A 21,114-nucleotide genomic window follows, 5' to 3' on the forward strand; every position below is an offset into this window, starting at 1 on the left:
TTAATCTGTTAAAATATTTTCTTTCGGCATGGTAAACTGTTTATTTTCATCCCCTAAATCCGGCAGTCCAAAATAGAAATACAATGTTCTTTTAAATGTTCCGTTCAGATGATTCGTTTCGCTTTCCGGGCCTAAAGATTCTGTTTTATCGTTAATATTAAACGCCAGAACCGTTCCCAACGGCGGAATTGCATCTAAAAAAGAAATATTCCCTGTTGGCAATTTCGGATAACCTTCAGCCCCGTAAATTCCGTAAAAATCAAAAAGTCTTACGAACATTTTTTCTTCTTTGGTTCCAACCGTAATTTTTCCTTCCGCTGTATCCAATTGCAGCCATGAAATATCATCAAAATAGCCTTTGAATTCAGGATAAATCCACGGTGATTGTCCGGTTCTGGTTGAGTTTTTTAAATTCTGCCAAACATTGTAAGTCTGTCCCTGCAACCGGTTTTTCCAAACATGATATGGTCCTTTTCCGAGCCATTTTGCACTGATAATATAATTTTCAGGTTCATCGAAACTAACACCTGCAAACTGATAATCTCCCGACAATGAATATTCATAATTCAATTCCAGAATTCCGTTCGGATTGAGTTTCCAGATAATTTTATTTCCGTTTTTGTACTTTACTTCAATCAGTTGATTTTGACCTTCCGCAAAGGATTTTACCGATGATAATTCCATAGTTCCGTTCACGAAAACAGGCCCGTTTTTAAAAGACATTTTTTTACCTTTTTTGTCAATAATGACTGATTTTAATAAGCCATCTTTTTTTCCGATGGAAAATTCTTTTTCGTCTGATTTTAAAGTAAATAAAGAATCATTCTCAACGATAGAAACAGGATTTGTTTTAATTAATAATTTTGAAAACTGTTTTGAAATCTCATCATTTGATTTTATTTTCCAGGTCCAGGTGTAAATTTCTTTCCCGAAGGCATCGGTTGCCGTTAATAACAACCCTTCACTTTCTTTCCAGTCTGAAGGTAAGTTCAGATTGATATTTCCTTTTCCAGCTGGCTGAATATCCGGCGATTGCGTTTTCCCTGTTTTAACAATATCAAATCCGGATTCAGAAGAAAATGGTGTTTTGAAGTTGACTAATTTCCATTCAAACTGACAGTCTTTTAAGTTCGTAAAATGATAACGGTTTTCAACCGGGATAATTCCGTTAAAATTATTAGGTACGGTTTTCAAATCAATTTTTACAGGACTGTAAATTTCACGGATGGCGTAAAAACTTCCTTCTTTCTCCCGATGCGGACCTAAAACTCCGTCGGGAGCGTTGATGGCGTTCACATCAATCTGGTTATTAAAATCCGTTCGTACTAAGCCTTCATCCGCAAATGCCCAAAGAAATCCGCCTGCTCCTTTTTTGGAATTCCAGTGCAATTCCCAATAATCAGCCAGAGAAGTTCCGCCGCCACCATCATCCTGAGCGTGAAGAAATTCAGTCGGCATATAAATATTTTCGCCTTCGAGAATTTTTTTCGTGCTGTAATAATCTTCGTAATGATTGCAGTCGATACCGTTGAAAGCATTTCCCGGCTTGTGATGTGCGTGAATGACAGGACGGTTGGATAAGTCATATTTTGCAAATTCTGTATCCAAATCAAAATTATGACCACCCTCATTTCCGTTGCTCCAGAAGATTATTGATGGATGGTTTGAATCTCTCGTAACCATTTCTTTCACGAGCTTTTTCCCAACTTCGGTGCTGTATTTTTTTTGCCAGCCCGCCAATTCATCCAAAACGTACAAACCGAGCGAATCGCAAATTTTCAGGAACGATTTATTTGGCGGATAATGAGAACAACGGACGGCATTCATATTCATTTCTTTAATGAGCAGAACGTCCATTAAATCGATGTTTTCCGTAACAGCTCCGCCCGTTTCCGGCCACCACACATGACGGTTGATGCCTTTCATTTTAACTTTGGTTCCATTGATGAAAATTCCGTCGCCTTTGCGGATTTCAATGGTTCTGAAACCAAATTTTTCTTCCGTTTTGAAGATATTCTTTTTGTTTTTATTTAAGCTAAATCTTACTTTGTATAAATTGGGAGTTTCGGCTGTCCAAAGTTTTGGGTTTTTAATTGAAAACTGAATCTGTTTCAGAGTATCTCCTTTTTGAATTCGAGCCGAAGATTCGCCAACAAAGTTATTTTTAGCATCAAATAATTCAACTTTTATATTGTTTGCAGAATTAATTCCTTTTAAATTAATATTTGAACGAAAAGTTCCGTCTGCTTTGGCATCAATAACTGTTGATGAAATATGTTCTTTTGGAGTCGCTTCCAGGTAAACCGGTCGAAAAATTCCGCCTAAAATCCAGTAATCTGCCAGTCGTTCTGCGTTGTTGACCGATTTATCAGCCGACATTTTGGAGACTTTTACTTCCAGAATATTTTCTTTTCCTAACTGAATTTTATCAGAAATATCATATTTAAATTCATAAAAAGCACCCTGATGAACAGGTCCTGCAATCTGTCCGTTGATTTTTACTTCGGTATCAGTCATTGAACCTTCAAAAACAATCTTGATCTCTTTCCCTTTCCATGAATTGGAAATAGTGAATTTGTGCCTATATAAACCTGTTTCGTCATGAAATTTAAAATTCCTGCCGTAAGTTACATAATCCCGACCGTAATTGTAAGATCCAAAACCTTGCTGTTCCCAATGTGACGGCACCTGAATTTTGTTCCAGATTCCGGACTTTCTTCCTGAATTTACCCAAAAGTCCCATTCTTTGGTGTGTTCCGCATCTTTTCCGCTCAGGAATCGGACTTCCTTAGATTGGGAATACAGGAATTGTGAACAGGCACATAAAAGAAAGAATATTTTGGAGAAAACTGTCATTTTGCAGAAATATCGGAATCGTCTTTTTTATCGTAAGTCTGGCTGAGAGAAGCAATTTTAGTCACGTTGACATTGTTTTGCTTTAAATTTTTAATATTAACCAAATTCTGCTCTTCAGGCTTCAGCGCTTTAATTTTGAGGTTTTCAAAAGTGAAATCCTTCAGTTCAAACAAGTCTGATTTTTCAACAGAAAATGCCGTTTCGCAGGTGATGTCAATATTTTTTAATGTAATATTATTGGCTAATCCTTTTCTCGGTTTTTCTTCGCCTTTCAGATCAAAAAACTGGTTCCAGCCTTTCACATAAAGGAATGTTTTTACGTTTCCTCTGATGTTTTCAACGGTCACATATTCATAATGTTGTGGCGTGTCGGGACGCATTTTCAAATGCAGTAATCTTGAAGGATCTTTCACCACAGAGTTACGCAGAAGCACGTTGTAATTATGAATCGATTCGCTTCCGCATGTCAGAACTGAATGACAGAAACCGAATGTGTTATCTTCAATCAGAATGTTTCTGTTTTCGCCGTTATTCGGATCCAGATCAGCTTTCGGACCTTTTCCTCCTTTTAAAGCAATCGCATCGTCATTGACTGACATATAGCAGTTTTTAATTAAAAAATTGGTACAGGCATCAATATCAACCGCATCTGAACTGGGTGCTTTTACCGGTTCTTTTGGTGCTAAAATGGTAAGGTTTAATAATTTAACAAAATGAGATTTATAATAGTGCGTACTCCAGAAAGGTGAATTTTTCACGGTAATTCCTTCAATCTGAATATTTTTTGAATTGGAAACATAAATAATTCTCGGTCTCATTTCATCCATATTGGTGCATTTGGGATTCCATTCGCGTCTTTTCCAGAATGATTTCCAGAATCTCAGCCCGTTTCCGTCAAGAGTCCCTTTTCCTGAAATCGTGAAACCGTCCAACCCGTCTGCATTAATAAGAGCCGGAAAATATTTTACGGTCTGCCCTTCCATTCTTGTTGTAACCACAGGAAAATCGTTGATATCATCGCTGCCTTTCAGTTTTGCCCCATTTTCCAGGTATAAATGTGTTCCCTGTTTAAAAAAAACAGAACTGATCAAAAAAGTTCCTTTGGGAACGATGATGACACCGCCTCCATTATTGGCTGCATTATCAATAACAGCCTGAAATTGTTTTGTCTGAAGGATGGTACTGTCATTTTTTAACCCGTTATCGGTAATAATGTATTTCTTCCCCAGTTTGTTGATGTCGGTAGGTTTATTTTCTTTAAACCATTTTGGGATGGCAGTTCCGTCAGGAAATTTGTCCTGACTTTTTAATCCCGAACAGAAGAAGAAAAGTGAAAAAGAAAATAGAAGCTTTGATATGTTTTGAAATGTCATAACCGATTTTGTATTGCTAATAAACGAAAATAAAAATATAGTTTTTGTGCATCCGGAGCATCCTGTCCTTACCTGTCAGTTATTTTTCAATTTATTAAGGTTCAATTTAAAAATTATTACTGTACCATAAGCTGTACTTGGTTCTGATTAATTTGATAATGTACCCTGATCGTTATTATTGTTCAGCATCATGACTGAAACAATACCAAAAGAGGCAGAACCATCCGTCCTACCTCATCTTTTTTACCTGAAGGAAGCTTTGAGTAGCTGCAGTTATTGAATTCGGCCACCTAATGCTTTAAACAACAGCACGTTATTTCTCGTATTCTCATGCTGAAATGTAAGCAGATCCAGTTCTGCCTGAAGTTTGCTTTTCTGTGCATTGATCAGCTCGAAATAATTTGCGTAGCCGGTAATATACAAGTCATTGGAAACTTCAATTCCTTTATCCAGAAACTTTACTTCTTCCTCTTTCAAATCCAGAACACGATGGAATATTTTAGTCTGTTTCAAAATAGACTGAAGTTCATTAAAAGCTGTTGTAACCGTCTTCTGGTAATTCAGAAAAGCAATTTCCTGCTCGCTGTTGGCAATATTAAATTCATATTTCAGCTGGCCTTTATTGAAAACAGGAACCATTAATCCACCCAAGAGCTGGCCGGCCAGGGAAGCAGGCCTGAAGAATGTTTCTGCTGAGAACGAATTCAATCCGAAGGTTGCTCCCAGATCAATTCTTGGATAAAATGCCGCCCGTGCTGCTTTAGCATCTGCGTGGGAAGCCTGCAGCAAATAATAATCTGAAATCACATCCGGCCGCGAATGAATGACCGCATCCACATTGATATTTTTATTGAGTATCTCATAATTGGTAGCCAAAAGACTTTCACTACGCAGAATTTCACCTCCGTAAATTCCTGTCAATGTCGAAATTGCCTGCTTTACGGTTACAATTTCAACTTTGATATGTTCAATTTCTGCCAGCCAATTATTGTTCTGTGCTTTAAACTGCTGAACGGCAAGCTCCGTCACCTTTCCCACTTCACGCTGCGCTTTAATGATTTCAAAAGCTCTTTTCTGAAGATTGTAATTGTCCTGATATATTTTAAGACGTTTGTCTAAAGCAATCAAATTATAATAAAGATTGGCAATATCGGTAAATAAATCGATCTGCAGCAGCTGTAAGCCTTCTTCTGAAGCCAGAAACTTATTGAGTGCCGATAGCTTTTTGTTTTTCAGTTTTCCCCACGCATCAATTTCCCAGCTGCTTCTGGCACCCATCCAGTAATTTGGGGTAAAAGCCGTGTTGATTTTCTGGTCTTCGGTAATATTTGAAGAAAGGTTGGTGTCATAATTTCCGACACCTTCCATGGTGTATTTTCCGAAACGGTCGCCGGATACCATTGCACCCACTTCAAGGGAAGGGAGCAATTCTGTTCCTGAACGTTTCAGAAGACTGTTGGCCATTTCCACACGCTGCCGGGCAATTTTAAAATCAGGATTTGCCACTTTTACCTGTTCAAACAGCTTCAGAAGATATTCGTCTGTGAAATAGGTATTTAAGCCGATTCCTGTAAAATCCCCGTTATTCCGGATACTATCCGGAAATTTAAGCTCAGGGGTTTCTTTTATCTCTTTTACGGCAGCTACTTTCGGAACGGCGCAGGATGTTAATGCCAATACTGCCACGCTCCAGAATACAAGTTTTAATTTATATCGTTTCATTTTTCTTTCTGTTTTCGAGGGTTGCGAAAAAAATGTATAATCCCGGAATGATAATCAGCCCGAAAATAGTTCCTATTAACATTCCTCCTGCAGCAGCAGTACCAATGGAACGGTTTCCTACCGCACCTGCACCTGAGGCCACACACAGCGGAATCAATCCTGCAATGAATGCAAATGAGGTCATAAGAATAGGCCGAAGACGCTGTTTTGCTCCTTCAATCGCTGCCGGAATGATATCGTTTCCTTCTTTATGGCTTGCCACGGCAAATTCAACAATCAGGATGGCATTTTTAGCCAATAAACCGATCAGCATTACCAAAGCAACCTGGGCATAAATATTATTATCCAATCCGCAAAGCAGCAAGGCAATATATGAGCCGAAAATCCCGGTTGGTAAACTTAGCAGAACAGGCATTGGCAAAAGGAAGCTTTCGTACTGGGCAGCTAATAAAAGATACACGAAAACGAGACAGACGATAAAAATATAAACCGTCTGATTGCCCGACAGGATTTCTTCCCTCGTCATTCCCGACCATTCGATTTCAAATCCTTTGGGAAGGCTTTGCCCGGCGACTTTTTCAACGGCTGCAATGGCATCCCCGGAGCTGTAACCTTCAGAAGGTTCACCATTTATCATTGCAGACATATACATATTATAGCGCGTTAAAACTTCCGGCCCGTACACTTTTTCGATAGTAATAAAAGTTGAGAACGGAACCATTTCGCCCTTATCATTTTTTAAATATAAATTCAGGATGCTTTCAGGAGTTTCGCGGTATTCCGGGCTTGCCTGAACCATCACTTTATACATCTGCCTGAAGCGGATAAAATTGGTTGCATAGTAAGAACCCAGCATCGTCTGCAGGGTGGACATGGCGTTATCAACGGAGATTCCTTTTTTCGCGGCCATATCATAATCGATATTGATCATGTACTGAGGGAAAGTTGCATCGAAACTGGTAAAACTGTTTTTAAGTTCAGGCGTTTCATTAAGTTTTTTAACGAAATCTTTGGTGACTTTATCCATATTTTCAATACTTCCGCCTGTTCTGTCCAGAAGACGAAGTTCAAAGCCGCTCGTATTTCCGAATCCCGGAACTGTTGGCGGGGTAAAAGCCTCGATTTCAGCATCCGAAACGCCCTTTGTCTTCTCCGTTAATTCTTTAATAAAATCGTCTACCGATTTGTTTCTTTCTTTCCAGTCTTTCAGGTTAATCATGGCCATTCCGTAAGATGATCCGGCAATTTCAGTTACCACACTGTAACCTGCCAATGTTGTTACGTTTTCTACCCCATCGATTTTTTTTGCTATCGCTGTTATTTCATCTAAAACTTTTTCGGTTCGTTCCACGGTTGCACCCTGCGGTGTTGTAACACTTACATAGGCCATTCCCTGATCTTCCATGGGGATGAATCCTGAAGCTAAAAATTTTGTTGTACCCCAGGTTAGTACAATAAACAATACCAGTAACCCAAAAGTTACGACGGTTCGAGTCGCAAATTTTGATAATACCTTTACATAACCGTTGGTTACCTTTTCAAGGAAAACATTGAACCTGCCGAAGAAGCGATCGATAATTCCTTTCTTTTTGTGCTGATTATGAGGTTTTAAAATTAAAGCACATAAGGCAGGAGTAAGCGTCAACGCATTAATTCCCGAAATCACGATACTTATTGCGAGTGTCAGGGAAAACTGGCGGTAAAATACCCCTACCGGACCATCCAGGAAGGCCACAGGAATAAACACCGCAGACATTACCAAAGTAATAGCAACAACCGCTCCTGCAATTTCTTTTGTTGCAATAATGGTAGCTTCCAGCGGCATATATCCTTCTTCCATTTTAACATGAACGGCTTCGACGACGACAATTGCGTTATCGACAACAATACCGATGGCCAGAACCAGAGCAAAAAGTGTCAATAAATTCACTGAAAAATCAAGCATATCCATGAAGGCAAAGGTGCCTACCAATGCCACCGGAACCGCCAGAACAGGAATCAATGTAGATCGCCAATCCTGAAGAAAAAGAAATACCACAATCGCTACAAGAATGAATGCTTCGACAAGAGTCTTCAAAACTGCGCTGATTGAAGCATCCAGGAATCTTGAGACATCATACGCCATATTATACTCCATTCCCGGCGGGAAAGAACCTACTTTTAGTTCTGCCATTTTATCCTTCACACTTTGAATTACTTCTGAGGCATTCGATCCGGGTCTCTGTTTCAGCATGATTGATGCGGAAGGTCTACCGTCGGTTTTGGAAACCATTCCATAGGTCATTGCGCCGAATTCTACTTTGGCAATATCTTTCAGCTTTAAAATCGTTCCTTCGTCATCCGCCCTTACAGGAATTTCTTCATACTGTTTCGGTTCAAAAAATTTACCTTTATATTTTACAACATACTGGAGTTCACCGGCTTTTTTACCTGAAGATTCTCCCACTTTTCCGGGGGCTGCCGAAATATTCTGTTTCTGGAGGGAATTTACCACTTCATCCGCAGAAATATTGTAAACCGCCATTTTCTGAGGATCGAGCCAGATACGCATCGAATATTCTTTCTGCCCCATAATTTCTGCGCGGCCTACCCCATCGAGACGTTTCAGTTCCTGCAGAACATTAATGTCTGTAAAGTTGTAAATAAACTGCTCATCCTGACTTGGGTCCGTACTTGTGATGTTGAGATACATCAGCATACTGTTCACTTCTTTCTCTGTGGTCACTCCGGCTCTTATTACTTCCTCCGGCAATTCGTCGAGAATCGTTGTTACCCTGTTCTGAACATTTACAGCTGCTAAATCGGGGTCGGTTCCCACTTCAAAGAACACCTGGATCAAAGTTAATCCGTCGTTGGAAGTTACTGTAGACATATAGGTCATTCCCGGTACGCCATTAATGGCACGCTCCAGCGGCAATGCTACGGCATCTGCTGAAACCTCGGCGTTGGCTCCTGTATATTTTGCGGTTACCGTTACAGAAGGCGGAACAATATCTGGAAACTGGGTAACCGGCATCTTGGTTAAAGCCATAATTCCTACCAGAACAAAAACAATGGAGATCACCAGCGAAAGAACCTTTCGCTTTATAAACATTTCTACCATAATCGATTATTTAAGAATTAAAGTCTGTTTTTGATTTTGATTTCATCTCCATCTTTCAGAGACTGTGTTCCTTCATAAATAATCAGATCTCCTTTTCTGAGGCCACTTTCTACAAGGTAAGAGTCCTTCAGGGCAGTACCGAGCTGAATATTGGTCATTTTCACCTTATTATTCTTATCTACCCGGAAAATATAGGTTTTGTCCTGAATAGAAAATGTTGCTTTCTGAGGGATCATTAATGCGTTATTCTGAACTTCGGAAATTGTGAGTTTTCCGGATGTACCGTGTTTGATGAGCCGGTCAGGATTCGGAAATAATACTTTGTAGCGGATGGAGCCTGTTGCTCTGTCAATTTCACTTTCGGCAGATTTTAAAGTACCATTAAACTGGTATGCCATTCCATTCGGAAGAGTCAGTTCGATTTTCTGGTGTTTTCCTAATTTATCTTTAGCCAAAAGCTCGAAATACTGGTTTTCCGGAATTGAAAAATAAGCGTAAACCTCATCCAGCTGGGATAAAGTAGTAAGCAAAGTACCGTTGGTTACCAGACTTCCGTCTTTATGAGGTATCACATCAAGCACACCGTCAAAGGGAGCTGTAATGGTAGAAAAATGTATTTTCTGAAGCACGGCTTTTCTTTCGGCATCTGCAAATGCATACTTGGCTTTGGCTGACGACAGTTTAGCTTTCACAAGTTCCAGTTCATTATTGGCCACAAATTTCTTGGCGTGGAGGCTTTCGATCTGCTTTAATTCAACCTCGGCAATCCGAACGTCTGCCTGCATCTGCTTCAGAGCGGCGTTGGCCTTGAGAAGATCCATCTGTAATTCGGCATCGCTGATTTTAAATAACGGCTGGCCTTTTCTTACGTACTGACCTTCATTCACATAAATCTTCTGAATAATCCCGGAAAGTCTTGAACGGACTTCAACATTTCTTTTTGCCTGGATATCGGTTACAAACTGGCTGCTGACCAGTGTATCTTTTTGTTTTACAATATAAACGGGAACTTCTTTTCTGTCCTTATTTTTATGTTGGGTGTTTTTACCGCACGAAACGGCGCATAGCAGTGCAAAAGTGCACCATATGGAACTTTTTATATTCATTACAGGAATGTATTACTAAAATTTAACGAAAAAAATCAATTGGATTTGGCGTAGTTAAAATTTTAGAATAACTGTAAAAGATGGAGATAGGATCTGAAGAAGCAGTAAATTGCTTTAGATGAGACGGTACTTACAATTTTAAATACTTTGCAGTAATTATCAGGCGTTTCACGGTAAACTTCTTCCTTATCGGCTAAACTGAAAAATTTGGAGAAATTTTTACCGTTAACCTGAACTGCCTTTACATTTTTGTAAGATTCTGAAACGGTACTGTAACCTTCAGATGTTGAATGTTTTGAAACCAATACATCCGCAATAGACATTTTTGTCCATTTCGAATTAAAGAGTGTAAAAAATGTTAGAATATATACGAATCCTAATGACCTAAATAATAACATTACACAGGACTTTTAAACGGTTTTTCTTTAAATGCAGGTTTCCTACAAAGATAACAGGTTTACTTTTAATTTTTTTTTAAATAACGTTAAAGTTTTATTAAAACAGGTACTGCTTTGCTCAGGTTTAATGGTAGCTTTCTTTAAAAATACGTTGTGATCAATACATCTTTCTTCCGTATAAAATTAGAAAAGAAACTACTTTATTTATGACCCGGGTCATGAATCTGTCATTTTTTAAACTGTAGTTTTATGATTACTTAATATCACACCTAATGCAAAATATTCTATGCTTCAGCCACCTCCGGTGGAATTTCGTATTTCAGCGACCGCAACATCTGCTTACCCGTTTCGCAAAACACTATAATGTTTTTTATTTTGAAGAGCCCAAGATTGGTCCCGATTCTTATGAATTGACCCAGCAAAATGGAGTTTCTGTTGTTGTTATTTATTTAGAAGATCATCAAGCTGATTTTAAAAAACGTATGGCCAAACAGATCAATAACTTCCTCAGAGATCATAATATCCGGGAATATCTGTGCTGGTATTATACGCCTATGGCTTTGGAATATACTTCGCACCTGACTCCTAAAATCACGATCTATGATTCTATGGATGAACTTTCGGCATTCCGTTTTGCGCCGCCTCAGCTACTGGAATATGAGGAAGAGCTTTTCCGTAAAGCTGACATTGTTTTTACCGGTGGTGTTACGCTTTATGAAGCCAAAAAAGACCGCCATCATAACATTCACGCTTTTCCGAGCAGCATCGATAAAAATCATTTCCAGCAGGCACGCTATAATGTAACGGACCACCCGGATCAACAGCATATTCCGCATCCACGATTCGGTTTTTTCGGGGTAATTGATGAAAGGTTTGATACGGCTTTACTGAGGGAAGTTTCTCAAAAAAAGCCCGACTGGCATTTCGTTATCATAGGACCGGTGGTAAAAATTGATCCTGCAGAACTTCCACGGGCAGAAAATATCCATTATTTAGGTCCGAAAAAATATGAAGAGCTTCCTGATTATATCAGCCATTGGGATATCGCGCTTGTTTTATTTGCTATTAATGAATCCACAGAATTCATCAGCCCTACAAAAACTCCCGAATATCTTTCGGCAGGTCTTCCTGTAATATCCAGCCCAATTAAAGATATTGTAAGAACTTACGGTGAAGAGAACCTGGTGTACATTGCCAAAAATGCAGAGGCCTTTATTGCTTCCGGCGAAGAGGAACTCCAAAAGGATTCCCAAACAGAATGGTTATCAAAAGTAGATTCGTTTCTTGCCGATGATTCATGGGACAACACTTTCGATAAAATGAGGTTATTAATTAATAAAGTTAAAGAAAAAAACGGGATCCATGTATGATTTTCTGATTATTGGCTGCGGGTTTGCCGGATCTGTGCTTGCCGAACGCCTTGCGGACCAGGGGAAAAAAATCCTTATTGTAGATAAAAGAGATCATATAGGCGGCAACGCGTATGATTATTATAATGAGGAAGGAATTATGATCCATAAATACGGGCCTCACATTTTCCATACCAATTCTGAAGAAGTTTTTAAATACCTCTCCCGGTTTACCGAGTGGCGGCCTTATGAACACCGCGTTTTAGGAAGTGTAGACGGACAGCTTGTTCCTATTCCTATCAATCTTACAACCATTAATAAACTTTATGGAAGCAATCTTTCTTCCTCTGAAGTAAAAGAGTTTCTGGCATCCAAGGCTGAAGCCAGAAAACCGGTTCTGACCTCGGAAGATGTCGTGATCAATGCGGTGGGAAAAGAGTTGTACGAAAAGTTCTTCAGGGGGTATACCAAAAAACAGTGGGACCTTGACCCTTCGGATCTTGACGCATCGGTTACGGCAAGAGTTCCTACCAGAACCAACAGTGACGACCGTTATTTTACGGATACCTTCCAGGCCATGCCTAAAAACGGTTATACCGAAATGTTCAAAAGAATGCTGTCACATCCTAACATTCATATTATGCTGAATACGAATTATAAAGATATCGTTGATATGATTCCGCATAAGAAGCTGATCTTTACAGGACCTATTGACAGCTATTTCGATTTCTGCTTTGGCAAACTGCCCTACCGTTCCATTGATTTCCGGTTTGAAACGCTTGATCAGCATCAGTATCAGACAAGCGGTACGATCAATTATCCTACCTCGAATCTATACACCAGGATTACAGAATTTAAACATCTTACCGGTCAGCAGCACCTGAAAACAGCCATTGTTTATGAATATCCTACCAGTGAAGGAGATCCCTATTATCCTATTCCGAGGAAGGAAAATCAGGAGGTGTATAACCAGTATAAAAAACTGGCGGATGAAACGCCGGATGTATATTTTACCGGACGCCTGGGAACTTATAAATATTACAATATGGATCAGGTGGTAGCTCAGTCATTAGCGCTGTTTCGTAAAATTTTAAAAGAAAACGAGGATGATAATCAATAACTCAGTGTCGGAAAATCCTTTCCGTTCGTTTATGATGGGAGGTTTTGAATGTGCAGACCATCAAAATGCATTCGGGGAAAGAATTGATCTTATTTCATTAACAGGACATGACCGGTTTATTAATGATGATTATGCCAGACTCCGCGAAATATCCATTACCACCGTGCGGGAAGGAATCCGGTGGAGCCATGTAGAAAAGAAGCCTTTTGTATATGACTGGAGCCAGGTGGAAGAAATTATCATTCATGCCCATAAACATGATATTCAGGTGGTCTGGGATATCTGTCATTTTGGTTTTCCCGATGATCTTACGCCTTTACATCCTATGTTCGCACGCCGTTTTGCCCATCTGTGCAGCGCTTTCGTAAAAAAATACCGGAGTCTCGTTCCGTACGGAGAACTTATTATTACCCCAATCAATGAAGTCAGTTTTTTGTCATGGCTTGGCGGTGAGGTAAAAGGAACCAGCCCATACTGTATCAATCAGGGATGGGAAGTGAAGTATATGCTGATGAAAGCTTATATAGAAGGCATCGAAATGATGAAGGAAATAGACCCATCGGTCAGAATTATGGTTACAGAACCGCTTATTCATATTTCAGCGTCGGATCAGACGGATACAGATTTATGTTCGGAAGCATGGAAAAGACATCAGGAACAGTTTCAGGTACTGGATATATTAAGTGGGAAAATATGTCCTGAACTCCGGGGAAAAGAAGAATACTTGGATCTGATTGGTGTTAATTTTTATTTTAACAATCAATGGACGATTCCCGATCAACAGTGTATTGACTGGGATTGTGATCCGCCGAACCCGCTCTGGAGAAGCCTGAGTTCTCTTGTAAAAGAGGTGTACCTGCGATATGAAAGACCTGTTGTAATTTCAGAAACCAGCATTCCGGAACATAAAAGATATTTCTGGCTTAAAATGATCGGTGAAGAATGTATAAACATCATCAAAAGCGGTATTCCTTTATACGGCTGCTGTATTTATCCCATCATCGACCGGCCCGACTGGGATTTCCCTGAAACATGGCATCACAGCGGGTTATGGGATATCCCAAACCCGGATAATCTTTATCGTGAAATTCATCTTGAAAGTCTTTTGGCACTTAATCAATTCAGATTTAACCTCTGTAATGTCTTTGAATCGGAAGAGGTAGAGGTTACAGCAGAAGATTATTAGCCAGAGAAGTATTATTATTTATGGTCCTAAAATTGCAATGCCTATTTTAACCATAGGTAATTACTATCGTGATCCAGGTTGAGACCGGAAAATCAAATGGTATTTATCAGTAACTTGTGGATTATTTTTTAATACTACTTTTTTCATGAAAATACCAAAAGGAATTAACCTCTTCAGGAGGTCAATAATGAGAGGACTGACTAAAAATATAGGAAAGTCCACTGTAAAAAAATCTGAAAAAAATGATGTTAAAATAAAAAAAATTCTCATTTCCAGGCCGAATCACCGTCTGGGCAATCTACTTCTCCTCAGCCCGCTGGTACAGGAAGTGATCAATACATTTCCGGAAAGTAAAATCGACCTCTTCGTTAAAGGCCAGATCACGCCTATCATTTATAAAAATTACACTCATATTGATAAGATCATCCAGCTTCCCAAAAAGCCGTTCAGCAATATTTTTAAATATCTGAAAGGATGGATCTCGCTGCGCACAAGAAAATATGATCTGGTCATCAATGCCAATTTCGGGTCATCTTCAGGGCGAATATCAACGCTGGCGGCCAATTCCAGGTATAAGATGTTTGGTGAATTTGATGAAAAATATATAGAGCAGATTCAGGATTATCAGCATTCTGCAAAACAGAGCATCTATAATTTAAGACAATTTTTGTCGGAACTGGGAGTTCCGGAAAACAACAAATCCATCCCCAACCTGGATATTAAACTGGATGTCAAAGAAACAGAATCCGGGAAAAAGAAACTTTTTTCCATCACACAAAATAACAAACCTACGATTTGCCTGTTTACCAATGCTACCGGAGATAAATGCTACTCCGAACAATGGTGGTCCGATTTCTACAGGACATTAAAAGAAACATTTCCTGATCATAATATCGTAGAGCTTTTGCCGGTTGAAAATATTTCCAAACTAAATTTTGCAATCCCTCACTTCTACAGCAAGGATATCAGGGAAATGGGCGGCTTTATAGCAAATACTGCAGTATTCATTGCGGCGGATAACGGAGTCATGCATCTTGCAAGTGCAAGCGGAACGCCAACAGTCGGTTTATTTATGGTAACCGATAAAAATCTCTATAAGCCTTATAATCCTAAAAGCTTTTCCGTAAATACGCAGCAGACCTCGAACGAAGACATCATGAATTTACTGCGTACAACCATAGGATAGAAATATATAATTTAAAAAATATGATATGAAATTGATTTTTGCTGAAGGTTTATCACTACATAAAGATGACATCCTATCGACTTTGAAAAAATTTAAAAACGAAGGAACATTGATTGGTAATGGTTCCCGAAATGTAATTAAGTTTTTCAGGTTTGACGGGATTTTTCTCAATTTTAAATCTTTCAAACAACATAATATAATAAACCGGCACGTCTATAAATTCTACCGGAAATCTAAAGCGCAGCGTTCATTTGAATATGCACATATGCTTATTGAAAAGAATTATCATACTCCCCGACCCGTTGCCTATATAGAAAACCACGATTTCATCGGACTTACATCCAGCTACTACATCAGCGAACAGATGGAAGATGTACGTACCCTGGACAGTGTTTTCGGTGACCACTCTTTTGCCGACCGTGAAAAGGTTATAAAAGAATATACATTGCTGATGTTTCGCCTGCATAATGACGGAATTCAGTTTCTCGATAATTCTCCAAATAATTTCCTGATCCGGAAAGAGGACGATAAATATTCAATTTACCTGGTAGATCTTAACAGAATGAACTTCTACAGTTCAATTGACCTGAATAAGAGACTTAATAATTTTGCCAGAATTACTAATGATCCTGAGATTATTAAAATCATCGCCGAAGAATATGCCAATTTATACGGTACCTCAAAGGAAATCTGTTTAAAAAAGATCATGGATGCCACTCAAAGACAGGTGACGAGAAGAAAAATAAAAAAAGTTCTCAAATTGTATAAATATCTTATCCCTAATCTGGTTATCTGCTATTTAAATGATCCTGCTTTATTTAATATTAGATGAGATTATTATTACTATAAGAAATATATTTTCAGCGAATTCTACAGCAGAAATCGGTTTTCGCCTTAGGTGAGCTTAGCTTGCAGATGATTTTGCTTACACGGCTTGAGGATTGTTTGATCTCAGAATAGTACTTTCTGATTATACTGTTAATTATTAATATAATTCAATATTTGTCCATGATATTCCATCAAATTTAATTCTATTCCCACAGGTAGCACTGTTAATACAATTACCTTCATTTAAAATTATATTCCATTAGTTAGAGAATATTGATAGGATTTGGTTAGTTAGAACATCCTGTTCAATTTCAAATTCCCAAATTAAAGTATTCTTAATTTTATAATTCTCTATATGCTCATTTTTTAAATCTTTGAACAAATTAATTGTACTGACTTGACTTAGTATTTTCTCTTTTTTATTTTTCTCAATTATTAACCTAATTCCAATCATAAATTTTATTTCAGTAAGACCAAAGCACTCTTCAACATTAATATTATTTAAATAAATATTTCAAGTATTTCCTGTGCTATTTTGTCAACTTCCTCTTCTTTTTCATCAACAGAAGGATTCATTATTATCTCTCTAATTCTTGGGATAAGCCAGTGATCATTTTTTGTAATTGAAGGTTTAATTAACCTTAATAATATCCAATACTTCCAGACATTATCATTACTATTCAATATTTCTGAAATTTCTTTTTTATATGTTATTAACGGAAATTTCAGCAAATATTCACAAATAAGATCAGCTGGAGGCCAATTATAGTCTTGTAACCATTCCATCAATGCTGGAATATCATCTTTAATTGTATATATATCATCAATTTTATATAACTCATTTGCAAAATCTAAATCTGATTTATTTAAAGGAAGATATATTCTATTTTTCATGCATTTTTATTTTCTTCTCAAATACTTAATCTTCGATATAGTACCTCGCTCCATAATAATAAAGACCGGTTTCGCTGTCTAATTCTTTTGCATTAAACTTGTATGGGTTGACGTAAGCGGTTGGTTCCTGCTGTTCAACCATTGTTTCCCCGAAAGGTAAATTTAAGAAAAATTGCTCCTATACATTCAATAGAATTTACTTGCAATATCTTAAATAAATATAATAATACCTGATATTTGCAGTGGTGTGCTTTATCTTAACACTAACGTGCCGTTCGCAGGCAAGAGGGAAGGATATAAGTTTAAACAATTAAATCCATAAGTCATCAAAATATTTTGCAAACATTTCTAATCCTTTTTTTATTTTCTCTTTAACAATATCCCTTTCTAAATGTTCAAAACTATCAGGAGAATTATAATATTGAAATGGAAAAAGCATTTCTTCGAGTTTTTCACTCCAAAATTCAAACATTAAATCAACACTAAGTTTTTTATCTTTAAAATAATCTTCATTTTTAAAATTTGGTAAAGTTGGAGTATCTTTTTTATCAACTTTTTCTTTAAATGCTTTTAATTTTGGATAGATATACTCAGCTAAAACATATTTTAAGTCATATAGTTCTTCTTCTCTCATTATCTAATTTCTTTAAATGATCCTTTTTTATAATGTTGATTAGTAATATAAGCACTACCATCACTTCCTGTCACAATTCTTGTTTTATCTCTGGTAGCTCCATTTTTTCTCTGCTCTTGAGTTGGTGGTTTATTAAGATCATAGGTAGTATAATTAATATCTCCAGTTTTACCTTTTTTAGGTAGTATCTGTGAGCCATCTCTGCCATCATTAAGATATGGATGTCCATCTGCCTTACCCGCATCAATTTCTCCTAATTTCTTATTAATATTTCTTTGTTTAGCATTACTAAACTGACCAACAGCATTCAAAACCCTGTTTGCTAAACCTTTAACAATATCAAACTCTTCTTTAGCTGCTTCAATAGTTACTGCAGTAAAAGCAAGAATACTTAAAGCATGCAGTTTACTTCCTTGATCAAAACCTTCGCGAACCTTTTTTTCAGCACCGTCAATAATAGGGAATGGGGTATAATAATCTCCTTTTTTAAATACTGGAATTGGAATCCCTGGTCTATAACCTTTAGTAGCTTGTGCTTTCGTTTGTTTACCGTTTGGATCTACATAAATGATAGGATTCTGATACGTATAGATATAAGGATTTAGGTTGCCCCAATAGAAAACTCCGCCATTATGCTGCCCATCTCCATAAAACTGCGTTTCCATTACAGGATTGTAAACTGCAAGCGGATCAACACCATACCAGATGCTTAGTCTTGGATTATAGTACCTTGCGCCATAATAATAAAGACCGGTTTCGCTGTCTAATTCTTTTGCATTAAACTTGTATGGGTTGACGTAAGCGGTTGGTTCCTGCTGTTCCACCATGGTTTCCCCGAAAGGCAGATACAAAATTATTTAAGTTCTACTATACATTCTCAAATAGGGGACAGAGCAAAAGTATTTTAATCTTGTAATTTCTGTTTAAGATAAGAAATGGACCAATTAATATTATCTAAAAATTCAGCTTTACTAATTTTAAAATCCCAATTTTCTATACTATAAATTTTACAAAGTTGATTAAAATCTCCAAAATCTGTTGGATAATAACTATAACCTTGAATTTCAGTAGTTATACCATAATCAATAGTTATTATACTTCCTAAATTATTAATAATTAAAAAACCAACATATTCATCATAGAATTCTAGTGGAAAAAGCAATTTATTATTGTCATTTAAAGTATTAACCTTTTCAATTAATATTTCTAATAATTTAATTAGAACTAAAATTATTTTTTCATATGTTTCATTATTAGGTAAAACATTATTATCTAACGCATAGTAATATGGATCAAGCATTTTGTCAATTTGTTTATCATGAATGCTCATGTACGCATAAACCTTTTCATCTTCAACTAATTCGTAAATATCAAATTTTATTTTCATTTTTCTTATTTTATTGGATAAGCAGTAACAACCTCGGATGTTTTATCTTACAACAATTCTGACTTTATTTAATTTTTCGCCCTTACCTAATTTTCCTCCTTGCGTACCAACTTGGCCAGCCATTGTTACATCGTATACTCTATTACCATTAGACTGAAGAACTCCTTTCATATTGGTTGCCTTTGCATAATTCCAAGCATTATCAACTGTTTCAACTATATCACCGTCTGACATACCTTTATTCCAAACACCATGGAAACTTTTACTTAAATCGTCTGATTTATGTGCTAAAACGTGTCCTAATCGATTACCTTCTTTACTTCCTAACTTATAAATTAAACCTGAAGCACTATGCAACGCATTATCTGATAATTTTAAGGCTCTAACACCAAATTTTGCTCCTGTTGAACTCCATCCTACAAATGGCACCATTGCACCCGCTGATAATCCTGCGTTGATATAATCTCCTTCAAATGCATACCAGGTCGCATTAATGCCATCTATGGGTTCTCCAACGACAGGAATTAGTCCACCAACGTCCATTACAGTGTGACCAAATCTGGAACTAGTTAAATAATTTGCAACATCGCGTGCTCCATCATCAATTGCCCTGCCTAAAGCTGAAAATTTTCCACTTATGATCGAAGAATAATTTTGTTTACCATTTGGGTCTATATATACTATCGGATTCTGATACGTTATTTTAAGAAAGTAATTCTACAATTTCATTGGCGATTTCATCAACTTCATTTTCTTTTTCTCCAGTAGAAGGGTTTATCATTATTTCTATAATTCTTGGGATAAGCCATTGATCTTTTTTTGTAATTGAAGGTTTTATTAATCTTAATAGTATCCAATATTTCCAGACATTATCATTACTATTCAATATTTCTAAAATTTCTTTTTTATATGTTATTAACGGAAATTTCAGCAAAAATTCACAAATAAGATCTGCTGGAGGCCAGTTGTAATCTTGTAACCATTCCATTAATACTGGGATATCTTCTTTAATTTTATTTATATCATTAATTTTATATAACTCATTTGCAAAATCTAAATCTGATTTGTTTATAGGTAAATATTTTTTATTCATAAATTTATTTTTGTGGTTTTACTTTTTGCTCTCCAACACGAGCGTTTTTAACCATTTCTGTTAAAATGTGTGGAGTCCCACCATTAACAACTGAAGGTCTAGTAGCTGCCCATTCTTCTAATTTTTCTTGGCTTGGTGGTCTTATTCCAACATGCGCTCCATTATAGTTTACTTCAAATCCCATAGCTATCAGAGCTGTCACACTAAGTTTTTGTACTTTTCCTTCTTTTCCTCTTGTCGCTAACTCAGGGGTGACAAAAGTTGACAACCCACTGTTAATATCAGTTCCATCATCTGTTCCTGGTCGTGGCGTAAATGTGGTATTGTTGAATCCTCCTGAACGATATACATATAAATTATTATCTGGTTTATCTTCGGTCTTAGGTGAATTTATAGGTAACTTCGGCTGTGGTGCATTTAAAGTTCCCGGCAATAGTAATAAACCTCCAGTTAAAATCCTGGTTCCTAATGTTGCTAAAAAACCCCAACCTCTTGGTGACGTTTGAGGAGCAGAAGGGGTAGCACTTGGAGGAGCAGTTGGAATATTATTTGGCACGCCTATAGGTCTAGGTTGTATCATTGGAACCCCTCTTGCATCACGTCTCTCCTGTGAACCTCTAGTCTGCTTTCCATTTGGATCTATATAAACTACAGGATTTTGATAAGTATAGATGTACGGATTATTATTTCCCCAAAAATAAGATCCTCCATTATGCTGCCCATCCCCATAAAACTGGGTTTCCATCACAGGATTGTACACCGCCAACGGATCTACACCATACCAAATACTTAATCTTGGATTATAGTATCTTGCGCCATAATAATAAAGACCGGTTTCGCTGTCTAATTCTTAGCGATAGTTTTTTTCTCCAAATAGGC

General features: G+C 37.3%; 17 protein-coding genes and 2 pseudogenes. 5 read left to right on the forward strand and 14 right to left on the reverse strand.

Annotated features, from left to right (window positions below):
* The 6 genes from ACYT6F_RS16715 to ACYT6F_RS16740 form a co-directional block, all read right to left on the reverse strand.
* Positions 1–2,856: a glycoside hydrolase family 2 protein gene (locus ACYT6F_RS16715; RefSeq protein WP_472598760.1), complete on the reverse strand. Its 2,856-nt coding sequence runs from the start codon at positions 2,854–2,856 to the stop codon at positions 1–3.
* A complete protein-coding gene (locus ACYT6F_RS16720; RefSeq protein ID WP_472598761.1) occupies positions 2,853–4,229 on the reverse strand; it encodes a rhamnogalacturonidase in 1,377 nt (458 codons plus the stop codon). The genes ACYT6F_RS16715 and ACYT6F_RS16720 overlap by 4 nt, the downstream gene beginning before the upstream one ends.
* 273 nt (positions 4,230–4,502) lie before the next feature.
* The gene (locus ACYT6F_RS16725) at positions 4,503–5,951 is read right to left on the reverse strand and encodes a TolC family protein (protein ID WP_472598762.1); all 1,449 of its coding nucleotides are present in this window, start codon (positions 5,949–5,951) and stop codon (positions 4,503–4,505) included.
* Complete coding sequence (locus ACYT6F_RS16730) at positions 5,938–9,054, reverse strand: efflux RND transporter permease subunit (RefSeq protein WP_472598763.1); 3,117 nt, start codon at positions 9,052–9,054, stop codon at positions 5,938–5,940. Before ACYT6F_RS16730 ends, ACYT6F_RS16725 begins: the two co-directional genes overlap by 14 nt.
* A 17-nt stretch (positions 9,055–9,071) precedes the next feature.
* Complete coding sequence (locus tag ACYT6F_RS16735; protein ID WP_472598764.1) at positions 9,072–10,160, reverse strand: efflux RND transporter periplasmic adaptor subunit; 1,089 nt, start codon at positions 10,158–10,160, stop codon at positions 9,072–9,074.
* Between the two features lie 62 nt (positions 10,161–10,222).
* Positions 10,223–10,483: a hypothetical protein gene (locus ACYT6F_RS16740; protein ID WP_472598765.1), complete on the reverse strand. Its 261-nt coding sequence runs from the start codon at positions 10,481–10,483 to the stop codon at positions 10,223–10,225.
* Between the two features lie 347 nt (positions 10,484–10,830).
* Here ACYT6F_RS16740 and ACYT6F_RS16745 point away from each other — a divergent pair, with 347 nt between their 5' ends.
* The 5 genes from ACYT6F_RS16745 to ACYT6F_RS16765 all read left to right on the forward strand — a co-directional run bounded on the left by ACYT6F_RS16745 (position 10,831) and on the right by ACYT6F_RS16765 (position 16,231).
* Entirely contained in the window at positions 10,831–11,928 is a 1,098-nt protein-coding gene (locus ACYT6F_RS16745) for a glycosyltransferase (RefSeq protein ID WP_472598766.1), read from the forward strand.
* A complete protein-coding gene (glf, locus tag ACYT6F_RS16750; RefSeq protein ID WP_472598767.1) occupies positions 11,921–13,027 on the forward strand; it encodes a UDP-galactopyranose mutase in 1,107 nt (368 codons plus the stop codon). Before ACYT6F_RS16745 ends, glf begins: the two co-directional genes overlap by 8 nt.
* Entirely contained in the window at positions 13,014–14,213 is a 1,200-nt protein-coding gene (locus tag ACYT6F_RS16755) for a hypothetical protein (protein ID WP_472598768.1), read from the forward strand. The genes glf and ACYT6F_RS16755 overlap by 14 nt, the downstream gene beginning before the upstream one ends.
* Positions 14,214–14,358: 145 nt before the next feature.
* Entirely contained in the window at positions 14,359–15,399 is a 1,041-nt protein-coding gene (locus ACYT6F_RS16760) for a glycosyltransferase family 9 protein (RefSeq protein WP_472598769.1), read from the forward strand.
* 25 nt (positions 15,400–15,424) lie between these two features.
* On the forward strand, positions 15,425–16,231 hold the full coding sequence (locus ACYT6F_RS16765) for a lipopolysaccharide kinase InaA family protein (RefSeq protein WP_472598770.1): 807 nt from the start codon (positions 15,425–15,427) through the stop codon (positions 16,229–16,231).
* Positions 16,232–16,728: 497 nt separating this feature from the next.
* On the opposite strand, the gene ACYT6F_RS16770 is transcribed toward ACYT6F_RS16765, so the two are convergent.
* The 8 genes and pseudogenes from ACYT6F_RS16770 to ACYT6F_RS16805 form a co-directional block, all read right to left on the reverse strand.
* Positions 16,729–17,121, reverse strand: coding sequence for a DUF5071 domain-containing protein (locus ACYT6F_RS16770; protein ID WP_472598771.1), 393 nt, complete (start codon positions 17,119–17,121; stop codon positions 16,729–16,731).
* Between the two features lie 25 nt (positions 17,122–17,146).
* Positions 17,147–17,266: pseudogene (locus tag ACYT6F_RS16775) on the reverse strand (RHS repeat-associated core domain-containing protein); the annotation flags it as partial.
* Positions 17,267–17,431: 165 nt separating this feature from the next.
* Positions 17,432–17,755 carry a hypothetical protein gene (locus ACYT6F_RS16780; protein ID WP_309842709.1) on the reverse strand — a complete coding sequence of 108 codons (324 nt, stop codon included), beginning with the start codon at positions 17,753–17,755 and terminating at the stop codon, positions 17,432–17,434.
* Entirely contained in the window at positions 17,755–18,582 is an 828-nt protein-coding gene (locus tag ACYT6F_RS16785; protein ID WP_472598772.1) for an RHS repeat-associated core domain-containing protein, read from the reverse strand. Before ACYT6F_RS16785 ends, ACYT6F_RS16780 begins: the two co-directional genes overlap by 1 nt.
* A gap of 77 nt (positions 18,583–18,659) precedes the next feature.
* Positions 18,660–19,142 carry a hypothetical protein gene (locus ACYT6F_RS16790; protein ID WP_472598773.1) on the reverse strand — a complete coding sequence of 161 codons (483 nt, stop codon included), beginning with the start codon at positions 19,140–19,142 and terminating at the stop codon, positions 18,660–18,662.
* A gap of 42 nt (positions 19,143–19,184) precedes the next feature.
* Positions 19,185–19,685 carry a hypothetical protein gene (locus ACYT6F_RS16795; protein WP_472598774.1) on the reverse strand — a complete coding sequence of 167 codons (501 nt, stop codon included), beginning with the start codon at positions 19,683–19,685 and terminating at the stop codon, positions 19,185–19,187.
* 160 nt (positions 19,686–19,845) lie between these two features.
* A complete protein-coding gene (locus ACYT6F_RS16800; RefSeq protein ID WP_472598775.1) occupies positions 19,846–20,235 on the reverse strand; it encodes a DUF5071 domain-containing protein in 390 nt (129 codons plus the stop codon).
* 4 nt (positions 20,236–20,239) lie between these two features.
* Positions 20,240–21,073, reverse strand: a pseudogene (locus tag ACYT6F_RS16805) (RHS repeat-associated core domain-containing protein); the annotation flags it as partial.
* Positions 21,074–21,114 lie beyond the last annotated feature (41 nt).

Source organism: Chryseobacterium sp. NG-CE01, from assembly GCF_055695505.1.

Coding starts and splice junctions, on each gene's coding strand:
- ACYT6F_RS16730 (WP_472598763.1), bottom strand. CDS start 9,054: ATGGTAGAAATGTTTATAAAGCGAAAGGTTCTTTCGCTGGTGATCTCC.
- ACYT6F_RS16795 (WP_472598774.1), bottom strand. CDS start 19,685: ATGGACGTTGGTGGACTAATTCCTGTCGTTGGAGAACCCATAGATGGC.
- ACYT6F_RS16740 (WP_472598765.1), bottom strand. CDS start 10,483: ATGTCTATTGCGGATGTATTGGTTTCAAAACATTCAACATCTGAAGGT.
- ACYT6F_RS16725 (WP_472598762.1), bottom strand. CDS start 5,951: ATGAAACGATATAAATTAAAACTTGTATTCTGGAGCGTGGCAGTATTG.
- ACYT6F_RS16765 (WP_472598770.1), top strand. CDS start 15,425: ATGAAATTGATTTTTGCTGAAGGTTTATCACTACATAAAGATGACATC.
- ACYT6F_RS16745 (WP_472598766.1), top strand. CDS start 10,831: ATGCAAAATATTCTATGCTTCAGCCACCTCCGGTGGAATTTCGTATTT.
- ACYT6F_RS16735 (WP_472598764.1), bottom strand. CDS start 10,160: ATGAATATAAAAAGTTCCATATGGTGCACTTTTGCACTGCTATGCGCC.
- glf (WP_472598767.1), top strand. CDS start 11,921: ATGTATGATTTTCTGATTATTGGCTGCGGGTTTGCCGGATCTGTGCTT.
- ACYT6F_RS16755 (WP_472598768.1), top strand. CDS start 13,014: ATGATAATCAATAACTCAGTGTCGGAAAATCCTTTCCGTTCGTTTATG.
- ACYT6F_RS16800 (WP_472598775.1), bottom strand. CDS start 20,235: ATGAATAAAAAATATTTACCTATAAACAAATCAGATTTAGATTTTGCA.
- ACYT6F_RS16780 (WP_309842709.1), bottom strand. CDS start 17,755: ATGAGAGAAGAAGAACTATATGACTTAAAATATGTTTTAGCTGAGTAT.
- ACYT6F_RS16715 (WP_472598760.1), bottom strand. CDS start 2,856: ATGACAGTTTTCTCCAAAATATTCTTTCTTTTATGTGCCTGTTCACAA.
- ACYT6F_RS16720 (WP_472598761.1), bottom strand. CDS start 4,229: ATGACATTTCAAAACATATCAAAGCTTCTATTTTCTTTTTCACTTTTC.
- ACYT6F_RS16790 (WP_472598773.1), bottom strand. CDS start 19,142: ATGAAAATAAAATTTGATATTTACGAATTAGTTGAAGATGAAAAGGTT.
- ACYT6F_RS16760 (WP_472598769.1), top strand. CDS start 14,359: ATGAAAATACCAAAAGGAATTAACCTCTTCAGGAGGTCAATAATGAGA.
- ACYT6F_RS16770 (WP_472598771.1), bottom strand. CDS start 17,121: ATGAAAAATAGAATATATCTTCCTTTAAATAAATCAGATTTAGATTTT.
- ACYT6F_RS16785 (WP_472598772.1), bottom strand. CDS start 18,582: ATGGTGGAACAGCAGGAACCAACCGCTTACGTCAACCCATACAAGTTT.